This is a genomic window from Acidiferrobacter thiooxydans (genome assembly GCF_003333315.1).
GTDB classification, from domain to species: domain Bacteria; phylum Pseudomonadota; class Gammaproteobacteria; order Acidiferrobacterales; family Acidiferrobacteraceae; genus Acidiferrobacter; species Acidiferrobacter thiooxydans.
Genome location: NZ_PSYR01000002.1, coordinates 1,177,785 through 1,188,799 on the forward strand (window position 1 = coordinate 1,177,785; position 11,015 = coordinate 1,188,799).

General features: G+C 64.4%; 9 protein-coding genes. 1 reads left to right on the forward strand and 8 read right to left on the reverse strand.

All coding sequences use genetic code 11. The features are described from left to right. Window positions 1–1,239 precede the first annotated feature (1,239 nt). Window positions 1,240–1,746 (forward strand): GNAT family N-acetyltransferase, encoded by a 507-nt coding sequence (locus C4900_RS12715; protein WP_065968825.1) that lies wholly within the window; start codon window positions 1,240–1,242, stop codon window positions 1,744–1,746. Here C4900_RS12715 and arfB read toward each other — a convergent pair. The 8 genes from arfB to ftsZ form a co-directional block, all read right to left on the reverse strand. Further along, the gene (gene arfB / locus C4900_RS12720) at window positions 1,743–2,342 is read right to left on the reverse strand and encodes an alternative ribosome rescue aminoacyl-tRNA hydrolase ArfB (RefSeq protein ID WP_218060341.1); all 600 of its coding nucleotides are present in this window, start codon (window positions 2,340–2,342) and stop codon (window positions 1,743–1,745) included. The two genes, C4900_RS12715 and arfB, sit on opposite strands and share 4 nt — an antisense overlap. 32 nt (window positions 2,343–2,374) lie before the next feature. Further along, a complete protein-coding gene (locus tag C4900_RS12725) occupies window positions 2,375–3,343 on the reverse strand; it encodes a Nudix family hydrolase (RefSeq protein WP_065968826.1) in 969 nt (322 codons plus the stop codon). Continuing rightward, the gene (gene argJ, locus C4900_RS12730; RefSeq protein ID WP_114283202.1) at window positions 3,312–4,529 is read right to left on the reverse strand and encodes a bifunctional glutamate N-acetyltransferase/amino-acid acetyltransferase ArgJ; all 1,218 of its coding nucleotides are present in this window, start codon (window positions 4,527–4,529) and stop codon (window positions 3,312–3,314) included. Before argJ ends, C4900_RS12725 begins: the two co-directional genes overlap by 32 nt. Window positions 4,530–4,538: 9 nt before the next feature. Continuing rightward, complete coding sequence (gene secA, locus C4900_RS12735) at window positions 4,539–7,226, reverse strand: preprotein translocase subunit SecA (RefSeq protein ID WP_114283203.1); 2,688 nt, start codon at window positions 7,224–7,226, stop codon at window positions 4,539–4,541. Window positions 7,227–7,295: 69 nt separating this feature from the next. After that, a complete protein-coding gene (locus C4900_RS12740) occupies window positions 7,296–8,213 on the reverse strand; it encodes a M23 family metallopeptidase (RefSeq protein WP_065968829.1) in 918 nt (305 codons plus the stop codon). Then, the gene (locus C4900_RS12745) at window positions 8,210–8,707 is read right to left on the reverse strand and encodes a hypothetical protein (RefSeq protein ID WP_065968830.1); all 498 of its coding nucleotides are present in this window, start codon (window positions 8,705–8,707) and stop codon (window positions 8,210–8,212) included. Before C4900_RS12745 ends, C4900_RS12740 begins: the two co-directional genes overlap by 4 nt. 42 nt (window positions 8,708–8,749) lie before the next feature. Next, window positions 8,750–9,661: a UDP-3-O-acyl-N-acetylglucosamine deacetylase gene (gene lpxC, locus C4900_RS12750; RefSeq protein WP_065968831.1), complete on the reverse strand. Its 912-nt coding sequence runs from the start codon at window positions 9,659–9,661 to the stop codon at window positions 8,750–8,752. Between the two features lie 173 nt (window positions 9,662–9,834). Beyond that, complete coding sequence (gene ftsZ, locus C4900_RS12755; protein ID WP_065968832.1) at window positions 9,835–10,983, reverse strand: cell division protein FtsZ; 1,149 nt, start codon at window positions 10,981–10,983, stop codon at window positions 9,835–9,837. Between the last annotated feature and the right edge of the window lie 32 nt (window positions 10,984–11,015).

The following is an 11,015-nucleotide window of genomic DNA, read 5'->3' on the forward strand; positions in this document are numbered from 1 at the left end:
ACGGATAATAATGGCTGATTCGGTTGAGAAGCGGCAGTTCTCAGGGGGAAGCGGGCCAGCACATGGGCGAGGCCCCTACCACTTGATGGACAACGACCCATATAGAGACTGACAGACCCGTTATGGCCGCATGAGAGAAAGTGCGGGGGGAACCCCAAGGCCCGGCTGCCAGACCGTGCAGCGCAGGGGGGAGGTGGGGATGCGGCCGCTGCTGGCGGCGTAGCCGCCGGGCCAAACGGTGGCGGTTCAGGCCGAGCGGCGCGGTAGCGGTATGGCGCGCCAGGCGCGCACAGCCGGCACCGAACAAGGGCGGAGCGGGATCGGCGACACGCCCGTTTGACAGCGTGCCGTTTCCCAAGGTGCGACTGTCATCAGCGCGGTCACGACACAGGTTCGCGTTGGCCGGGCCACCGCACGGGCGTGTGCGCCTGCTCCGCCCCCCAAGACCCCTATATCGGGGAATATCACGACCGTCTGATGCGCCTGGCTTCGTGTGGTGGCGTCCGCCTTGGCGGCGCCGGGATCGAACACACGGCATCTGCCGAGTGGAACCAGGCGCGGCACCGGGCCTACTCCCATCGATTCTTCGCGCTGGAAGGCGGGAACGAAACAACCGGCCATCAGACCTGCCAGGTTCGCACGGCGTGCTTCCGGGCCGGGGTCCAGGGGATCGCGCTCAACGCAGCCTACACATCCGTGATCGGGGCCGTAAACGAGGCCCCACATCAGGACATCAGCGTTCACAAGGGTGAGGCCAAGACCTCGCCCGCCAAGGAGTGGGCTTCTCCGAACGCCCGGCCGTGCGCAATGGCGGCCCGCCATCTTCGATCTACGCGCGAGGAATCGGTCGAGGCCCGTGTGGTCGTTCTGGTCGGCGGTGCACACGAGGCTCGAAGCGGCGCAGGCCGCGCATTATCGGTCGGGCGCAGCGCAGCGCCCCTGAGCTTGACAACGCGGCCTATGGCCCTCCCGATCCGCATCGGCGCAATCCCGGTACGCGCACCGCTCTCCACACTATGCGGCATCTTGGGCGATGCTCCATGGCCAATGGACCGATCGTCTATGGATTCAGGGACGGTGTCCACTTCGAGCCTTGCACAGAGACGTTCACGACCTCGGGGTGATCCGGTCTCGCCCAATAGTCGCCGGCGATCAGGACCGATACAATAGCGAGACACGAAATACAGGGATTCGGCGCCAATACGCCGCCGCATGAGCGCACACCGGAGATTTGTATCGATGCGTGATCAGGAAGCAAGCGACACCGGGCCGAGGCAATCGGAGGCGAGGCCCCACATCCGGCTCCTGGCCGAGAGCGAACTGACGACGATCCTGCCGCTCATCCAGATACTGAATCCGGATGTACCGCCGGCCACGCTTGCCCTGCGGTTGGAGGCCATGCGCAAGGAGGGTTATCGCTGCGCCGGGGCATTTGCCGGTGAGCGCTGCATTGCCATCGCCGGTCTGTGGTTTGGGACGCGCTTTTGGTGCGGGCGCTATGTCGACATCGACAACGTGATCGTCGAGGAATCATGGCGCCGCCAGGGTATCGGGCAGGCGCTCATTGCCTGGATCGAGGATTACGCGCGGCGGCAGGGCTGCGAGAAGGCCGTCCTCGACGCCTACGTGACCAACGAGGGGGCGCACCGCTTCTATATGGGCTATGGTTACCGCATCGTCGGCTTCCACTTTGATCGAAACCTGAAAGGACCCGACGACCAGGACCGCCCCGACATCCCGCGTTAGTCGACGGCAGAGACCGGGCGACGGCGCTCCTTCAGCGCGCCACGGGCGTGCTTACCCTGGAGGCGGCGGCGATGCGACGCCAGACTCGGACGGGTCGCGATACGCCGCTCCGGGACCGCGAGGGCCCGGCTTATCCAGTGGACCAGGCGCTCGCGGGCCTCGCGGCGGTTGCGCTCGCGCGTCCGGAAGGTGTGCGCACGAATCACAAGGTATCCCTCGTGCGTGATACGCCCGCGCGCAAGATGCCGCAGACGCTCCCGCGCATCGGGCGGTAGCGCCGCGCAGCCTGCGACATGAAAGCGCAATTGCACGGCGGTAGCGACCTTGTTCACATTCTGTCCGCCGGGCCCCGGCGAACGCATGAATCGCTCCTCGATGTCATTCTCGGAAAGCGAGATATGGGGGGTGATGGCAATCATGCCCGCCACGATACGCGCCGCGGCCCACCCCTTCAATAAGGACGGCCGCGCACCGGCTGTAACGCGGCCTCCCCGGGACCAAAGCGACCCCGGACAAAGAACCATCGGGTCTCCGAGGGCCGGCCGTCTTGCGATCGGCGCCCGATTGGTGTCCGGGAAGGCGCTTGCGGATGCCATGTCCGCCATCCGGGGATCGCCGGCGTTGCGAGTCAGGGTACGGGTAAATCGGCGTCTTTGCCGAACACCCCGCTACGTAGCGCCACCCCCTGGGCAAGATGGGTCTCGGCCGATACCCGGTCGGCGATGGTCATGCCCCCCAACGCATAGACCGGCAGCAGGACCTCGGCGGCCAGTTCCCGAAAGCGCGCCCAGCCAAGCGGCGCCGCATCCGGATGGCTGGGCGTCAGCTTCACGGGCGAAAGCACCGCGAAATCGCAGCCGATGGCCGCCGCGCGCCGCAGTTCCCCGGCATCGTGGCAGGAGGCCCCGACCAGCGTCGCCGCCGGTCGGGCGTCGATGCGCGCCAGGTGCGAGGCCGGCAAATGGATGCCGTCGGCGCAACCCATGAGCTCGTTCGGGTCACCATTGACGATACAGCGTCCGCCGTAAGGGGCGAGAAGCGCCCGCAGATGCTGGGCATAGGCGCGCAGGCGCGAGGCCGGCCAGGGCTCGCGTAACTGCAACAGCAGGGCATCGCGGGCCGCGGCTTGCGCGAGCCGCTCCTCGAACAAGGCCTCGCCGAGATGGTCGACATCGCTGATGAGATAGAAAGATGGCAGGCGCAGGCGCGCGAGAATCGGACGATCGGCCGGCAAAAACGGCAGATCCGGCAGCGTATCCGGCGGGCACCAGCGGATCTCCTGGCCCTCGCGTCCCCGCGCCACACCTTCATAGGCATCCACCCGCCAGAACGCGAGATCGATCCCCGGCGGCGTGGCCGCGCGATAATGCGGCAGAAACGTGCAGGCCCCGACCGCGATATCGAGCTCCTCATGGAGCTCGCGCCTTAGGGCCTCGCTCTGCGACTCTCCCGGATCGACCTTTCCACCAGGAAACTCCCAGAACCCGGCACCCACCTTGCCTTCAGGCCTGCGCGCCACCAGCACCCGTCCGTCGCCATCCCGGATGATCGCGGCGACGACGCGCTCAGGTCCGGTAGGATCCGTTGATGCGGACATAGTCGTAGGAGAAATCGCAGGTATGCACAACCGCCCGCCCATGACCTTGGCCGAGGTCGACGCCGACTGTGATATCCGCGGCTGCCAAGGCCTTTTGGCCGGCCTCTTCGCGATAATCCGGATCGACCATGCCGTGACGGAATACCCGCACACCGTTTAGGCTCACCGTCACCCGGTCCGGATCGTCGAGGGCGATGGGCGCGCGCCCCACGGCCATGAGGATACGGCCCCAGTTGGGGTCGCTCGCGAACAGGGCGGTCTTCACGAGCGGCGAGGTGGCGACGGTGTCGGCCACGATGCGCGCCTGGTCATCGGACCGCGCGCCGGAAATCTCCACGCGCACGAACTTGGTCGCGCCCTCGCCGTCGCGGACGATGGCCTGCGCTAGCTCCGCGCAGACCTGCTCCAAGGCCTCGCAAAACTGCGTAAACGCCGGCCCTTCAGCGGCCGTCAGGCGCACGCCCGACCGGCCCGTGGCCAGTACCACCAAGGCGTCGTTTGTCGAGGTATCTCCATCCACGGAGATGGCATTGAAGGTGGTCTTCACGGCCCGCGCGAGCGCCGCTTGCAGGACAGGGCGCTCAGATCCGATATCGGTCGCCACGAACGCGAGCATGGTCGCCATATTGGGATGGATCATGCCCGATCCCTTGGCGATGCCGGTGATCCGTACCGGCTTGCCGTCCATGACCATCTCGCACGTCGCGCCCTTGGGCACCGTGTCGGTCGTCATGATGCCGTGCGCCGCGTCCATCCACCCATCCTCAGAGGCCGTGCCTACGGCCGGCGGGATACCGGCAATCACTGCGGAGACCGGCAGGCGCTCGCCTATGACCCCCGTCGAGAACGGCAGGACCTCATCCGGCCGGCAGCTGAGCACCTGCGCAAGGGCCTGGCAGCAGGCCCGCGCGTCGGCGAGGCCGGGCTCGCCGGTCGCGGCATTGGCGTAGCCGGTGTTGATGATGAGGGCGCGCGGTTCGCTCTGTCGCCAATGGGCCTTGGCCACGATCACCGGCGCGGCCGCGAAATGGCTCTGAGTAAAGACCGCCGCGGCCGTAGTCCCGGAATCACACTGAATGACCACGAGGTCTTGCCGAGCCGCCTTGCGGATACCGGCGGCCACGGTACCGAGCCGCACACCGGCAATGGCACCAAGCGGCGGCATAGCCTTGACTCCCACAGCCATAATCGCTCCTTAGACGAGACGCCCGTGACACTGTTTGTATTTCTTTCCCGATCCGCAGGGACATGGGTCGTTGCGCCCCACCTTGGGCCCCGCGCGCACCACGGTCTGCACCATGGTATCCGTATCCGTGTCCGCCTGAGCGGCATCGAGGCTCGGATGATCATAGAACGTGACCCCCTGCTGGCGCCGCTGCTCATCGATCAGGTCGATATCGCTATCGTCCTGGATCTCGACCTGGACGATGGTAGTAATCACCTCGCGCTTGATGCGGTCGAGCATCTGCGAGAACAGCTCGAAGGCCTCGCGCTTGTACTCCTGTTGTGGGCTCTTTTGCGCGTAGCCGCGCAGCTGTATACCCTGGCGCAGATGATCCATGGCCGCAAGGTGGTCCTTCCATTGCAGATCGAGGACCTGGAGCATGATGGCCTTCTCCAGATGCCGCATGGTTTCCTCACCGATCTGCGCGGACTTCTCCCGATAGCGCTCCTCGGCCTCCTTCTGGATGCGCGCGCGCAGGCCGTCCTCGTCTAGGCTGGCGTCTTCCTTGAGCCACTGATCGACAGAGAGATCCAAGCGCAGCTCGCGGTCGAGCGTCGCCTTCAGCCCATCGATATCCCATTGCTCCTCGAAGCTGCCCGGCGGCACGTGTTCGCTTATGAAGGCGTCGACGACATCACGGTGGATGGCCGAGACACTCGCGCTGACATCCTCGGCTACGAGCAGTTTGTTGCGCTGCTCATATATCACCTTGCGCTGATCGTTCGCGACATCGTCGTATTCCAGCAACTGCTTGCGGATATCGAAGTTATGCGCCTCCACCTTGCGTTGCGCGTTCTCGATGGCCTTCGTCACCCACGGATGCTCGATGGCATCACCCGCTTCCATGCCGAGTTTTTCCATGAGCCCGGCTACCCGATCCGACCCAAAGATGCGCATCAGGTTGTCTTCAAGGGAGAGATAAAAGCGGGTCTCGCCCGGATCGCCCTGACGGCCGGAGCGGCCACGCAACTGATTGTCGATTCGCCGCGACTCGTGCCGCTCGGTGCCGATCACCTTGAGACCGCCCGCCGCGATCACGCGATCATGCCGCGCCAGCCACTCGGCGCGGACCTCTTCGCGCGCGGCCTCGTCGGGATCGGCCCCCGGTGCGGTATTGGGATTACCTCCGAGCACGATGTCGGTGCCGCGCCCGGCCATATTCGTGGCAATCGTTACGGCACCCTCGCGACCCGCCTGGGCAATGATTTGCGCCTCACGCTCATGATGCTTGGCGTTCAATACCTCATGGGGGATGTTCGCCTTCTTCAGGAGCGCGGAAAGACTCTCCGAACTCTCTATGGAGGCCGTGCCGACCAGCACCGGCTGCCCCTTCTTGTGGGCCTCCCCAACATCGGCGACGATCGCCGCATGCTTTTCGGCCGTAGTCCGATAGACCTGATCACCATGGTCCTTGCGGATTGCCGGCCGGTGCGTCGGTATCACCGTCACCTCGAGGTTGTAGATCTCCTGAAATTCGAAGGCCTCGGTATCCGCCGTACCAGTCATACCGGCCAATTTGTCGTAGAGCCGGAAATAATTCTGAAAGGTGATCGAGGCGAGCGTCTGGTTTTCGTTCTGAATCTCGACCCGCTCCTTGGCCTCGACCGCCTGGTGGAGGCCATCCGACCAGCGCCGCCCCGGCATCATGCGCCCGGTGAATTCATCGACGATCACGATCTGGCCGTCGGTCACGATATAATCGACCTCGCGGTGATAGATGGCGTGCGCCCGCAAGGCGGCGTTCAGATGATGTAGAAGGCCCATATTCCCCAGATCATAAAGGCCCTCACCCTCTGCGAGCAGGCCGGCTGCGGCCAACAGGCGCTCGGCAGTCTCGTGCCCCTCCTCCGTCAGGTAGACCTGCTTGGCCTTCTCGTCGACCGTGTAATCTCCGGGCGCACCCTCGGCCTCCTGCCTCTTCAACCGCGGGATGATGGCGTCGATCTTGACGTAGAGATCGGTATTCTCCTCGGTGGGGCCGGATATGATGAGTGGCGTACGCGCCTCGTCTATGAGAATGGAGTCGACCTCGTCTACGATCGCGTAGTGCAACCGGCGCTGCACGCGCTCATCGGCGCTGAACGCCATGTTGTCGCGCAGGTAATCGAAACCGAACTCGTTGTTCGTCCCGTAAGTGATGTCGGCGTTATAGGCCTCGCGGCGCGCCGGCCCATCGAGCGTCGACACGATGGTCCCAACCGAAAGGCCCAGGAAACGATAGAGACGCCCCATCCACTCGGCATCGCGGGAGGCGAGGTAATCATTCACCGTCACCACATGCACGCCCGAACCCGGTAGCGCATTCAGGTAGGCCGCGAGCGTGGCCACCAGGGTCTTGCCTTCCCCGGTGCGCATCTCGGCGATTTTGCCTTCGTGCAGGACCATCCCGCCTATCAGCTGGACGTCGAAGTGACGCATACCGAGCACCCGGCGCGAGCCTTCGCGCACGACCGCGAAGGCCTCGGGGAGTAGCGCCTCCAAGGGTTCGCCGTTTTCCAGGCGTTGCCGGAACGTCGCTGTCTGGCCGCGCAGTTCGTCGTCCGACAAGGCCGTATAGCGGGACTCGAGGCCGTTGATCGCCGCTACCTTCTGGCGCATGCGCCGCACTATGCGATCATTGCGGCTACCGAAAAATCTACTCAGAACGTTGGCGGCCATAGCCCTCTGAACCGATCAGAAAAAGTCGCATTATGGCCGAAAAGGGGGTTTACTTGAACACTTTTCCGCTCAGCGCCGATCTGCGAGCCGCAGGAAGCCGATGGGGTTGATGGGTACACCGTGGAGCATGACCTCGAAATGCAGGTGCGGGCCCGTGGAATAGCCGGTGTCCCCGACTCGTCCCAGCAGTTCGTGTTTGGAGACGACCTGCCCGACGTGCACATAGCGCGCGCTCAAATGGGCATACATGGTGATCTCGCCGTGACCGTCTTCGACCTTCACGAGCCGCCCAAAGCCGCCGTCGCCGCCAGCAAAGATGACGATCCCAGCCGCCATGGCCCGCACCGGCGTCCCGATGGGCGCGGCGATGTCGACGCCGGGATGGAAACCGGGGCGGCCAGTGAAGGGGTCGGGACGCGGGCCGAAGGGCGAGGAGATCCAGCCGCCACGTACCGGCCAACCCCCGGGGGTGGTCAGCGCCATGACCTGGCGCGCGGCCAGCACCGATGCCAGCACGGTCATCTCGGCCGAACGCCGCATGAAATCCGCCTTCAGGCGTTGCGCCATGGCCTTGAGACCGGCCACGGTCCAGTCCGTGCCGGATATCGGCACCGCCGGGGTGGTGGTGAACGTCGCACGCGTCGTCATCGGTCGGGCGGGCAGCCGGGCCAGGGCCCCGAGACGCGCCGACAAGGCGTCGAGTCGGCTCGCGCGCGCGCGCAGCCGTCCTACCATGGCCGCGAGTCGCGACAGATCAGCATGACTGATCCGGGCAAGCCGACGGGCCTGACCCAATGCCGCCGCCGGGACGCCCGCGCCCGTTGCGGGCGCCCCCGGGGTATGGGCCGCGGCCAGCCAAAACGCGAGCGCCCCCAGGGTAAGCGGCAAAAGGCCGAACAGGAGTAGGGCCCCGGCCACCATCGTGCGCAGGTTCACATGTACGGGACGGGAACGCGCGTCGCCTTCGCGTAGAATGATAATGTTCATAATGCCCGACGCTTGGAGGCTGCGGGTGCGAGCCGGTGCGCCAAGACACGGAGCTTTGTGATAAGGCGCGAGGAATCAGGCGAGGACACCGGCACGGTGCGCATCGGTGCAGAACGCATCTGGGCACGCGGCAACGCGATGCCGGTCGAATGGGCCAGCCGGCGCTCCAGGCGCGCGAGCCGCACGGCGTTGGCATTGAGCGCACCAAGCTCGATGGCCATGACATCGAGACCGGCCGCGGTATCACGCGCAAGAGACGCCACCTCGGCATGTGCCGCCGCGATTGGCGCAACACCCACCCCGCCACCGATCGAATCGGGGACAAAGAGACGCAAGAGCCCATAGACACCAAACGCCAGCAACAGCGGGATCACGCCGCCGCCCACGCCGATAGCGATGCGCCATTGGCGCGGACCCAATCGCCACTGGCGATTCACGCGGCTTCTATGACCCACGATCCGTAATGTCACATCCGCCGACTTGCGTTCTTTCACACCGCTACCCTATAGAGGTCGTAACGCCGCCCACAGACCTGGTTAAACTGCGGGCACCGTCCTGGCAAACGATATGGCCGGCCTATCGGTCTCCTCGAACGAGACGATCTCCCAGGCATCCCTATCCGCCACCAATACCCGCAACAGGCGGTTATTTAAGGCATGTCCGGATTTACAGGCACTGAAGGCCCCGATCAGCGGATGGCCCAGCAGATAGAGGTCGCCTATCGCATCCAGGATCTTATGTTTGACGAATTCATCCTCGTAACGCAATCCGTCTTCGTTCAGGATGCGGAAATCGTCCATCACCACGGCATTGTCGAGGCCGCCTCCCCGGGCCAGGCCATTCTGCCGTAGGGCCTCAAGCTGGCGCATGAAGCCGAAAGTGCGCGCGCGGCTGATCTCCTTCACAAAGGAGGTCGTGGAGAAGTCGATACAGGCCACCTGGGTAGAGTTGCGGAAGATGGGGTGATCGAAGTCTATCGTAAACGACACCTTGAATCCGTCCCAAGGCTCGAACCGGACCCATTTGTCGCCGTCCTCGATCTCGATGGTCTTGCGAAGCCGGATGAAGCGCTTGTGGGCCGACTGCTCTTCGACGCCTGCCGACTGGATCAGGAAAACGAATGGGCCCGCGCTGCCATCCATGATCGGGACCTCGGGCGCGGTGAGATCGACATAGGCATTGTCGATTCCAAGACCGGCGAACGCCGACATCAGGTGCTCGACCGTCGAAACCCGTGCGCCATTATGCTCAAGCGTAGTCGAGAGCCGTGTATCGCTCACGTTCTCTGGGCATGCCCGTATTTCCACGAGCTGCGGCATATCCACGCGCCGAAAGATGATGCCGCTATCGACCGGGGCCGGACGCAGGGTCAGATAAACCTTCTCTCCGGTGTGTAATCCGACGCCCGTGGCCCGAATCACGTTCTTTAACGTACGTTGCTTTATCATGAGACTTCCGCGCTATGAAGCACAATAGCACCCTGCTGACCACGCCGGACCTCCCTGTACGGCCGCCGGGCCAAGTTCCGGCATTGTCTTAAACAATAAAGACAAAATGCCATTCTGTCCAGGTCGGTGGCGGCCTGCGGCCGCAGTCGGCACCTCTCTCCCGATAAACGGGCCTAATCGGCCTGACGGCGCAAGAACGCCGGGATATCCAGATAGTCGGCGGCATGGACATCGTGCTTCTCGCCGACCCGGCGATTACGGATCACGGTCGGGGTATCGAGATCATCATAATTCGGGGCCGGCGCGCCTGCCCCCGCCGAGGCACCCCCCTTGGCGACCTTGAGGGCCACCGCCGCGCGCTTTTGGCCCCCGCCGAGACCGGTGGCGACCACTGTGACACGCATCTCGTCGTCCATGCTCGGGTCGATGGCAGTCCCTATGACCACGGTGGCATCCTCCGAAGCGAACTCCTTGATGGTGTCGCCGACCTCGGCGAACTCGCCAAGAGACATGCTGGCGCCGGCAGTTATGTTGACTAGCATACCGCGTGCGCCAGCAATATCCACGTCCTCCAAAAGCGGGCTCGAGATTGCCGCGCGCGCCGCCTCGCGCGCCCGGTCCGAACCGCGCGCGACCGCAGACCCCATCATGGCCATGCCCATCTCGGACATGACCGTGCGCACATCCGCGAAGTCGACATTGATGTGGCCGGGGCGCGTTATGAGCTCGGCGATGCCCTGTACCGCCCCCTGCAAGACCTGATTGGCCTTGCCGAAGGCATCGAGCAGCGTCATGTCCCGACCCACGACCGCCAACAGCTTCTCGTTCGGGATGGTGATGATAGAGTCCACGTACTCACCGAGATCACGGATCCCCTGCTCGGCGATGCTCATGCGCTTCTTGCCCTCGAAAGGAAACGGCTTTGTGATCACCGCCACCGTGAGGATGCCCTGATCCTTGGCCACTTGCGCCACGATGGGCGCCGCACCAGTGCCAGTGCCGCCACCCATCCCGGCGGTGATGAACACCATGTCCGCGCCCGCCAGGGCCTCGGCGATACGCTCCCTGTCTTCCATCGCCGCCTGCCGGCCGATACCGGGATCCGCGCCGGCCCCAAGCCCCTTCGTCAGATTGCTTCCGAGCTGTAAAACGACGTTGGCGGAAGACTTCTTGATGGCCTGGGCATCGGTATTGGCGACGATGAACTCCACGCCGTCGATATTGGAACTCATCATATACTCGATGGCGTTACCGCCTCCGCCGCCGACCCCTATGACCTTGATCACGGCCTGTTGGCCGCTTGCCTCTACGATTTCAAACATGGCCTGCTCTCCTGTCCTGTATGTGACGTCCG

Coding starts and splice junctions, on each gene's coding strand:
- lpxC (WP_065968831.1), bottom strand. CDS start 9,661: ATGATAAAGCAACGTACGTTAAAGAACGTGATTCGGGCCACGGGCGTC.
- C4900_RS12715 (WP_065968825.1), top strand. CDS start 1,240: ATGCGTGATCAGGAAGCAAGCGACACCGGGCCGAGGCAATCGGAGGCG.
- ftsZ (WP_065968832.1), bottom strand. CDS start 10,983: ATGTTTGAAATCGTAGAGGCAAGCGGCCAACAGGCCGTGATCAAGGTC.
- C4900_RS12725 (WP_065968826.1), bottom strand. CDS start 3,343: ATGTCCGCATCAACGGATCCTACCGGACCTGAGCGCGTCGTCGCCGCG.
- argJ (WP_114283202.1), bottom strand. CDS start 4,529: ATGGCTGTGGGAGTCAAGGCTATGCCGCCGCTTGGTGCCATTGCCGGT.
- arfB (WP_218060341.1), bottom strand. CDS start 2,342: ATGGCATCCGCAAGCGCCTTCCCGGACACCAATCGGGCGCCGATCGCA.
- C4900_RS12740 (WP_065968829.1), bottom strand. CDS start 8,213: ATGAACATTATCATTCTACGCGAAGGCGACGCGCGTTCCCGTCCCGTA.
- secA (WP_114283203.1), bottom strand. CDS start 7,226: ATGGCCGCCAACGTTCTGAGTAGATTTTTCGGTAGCCGCAATGATCGC.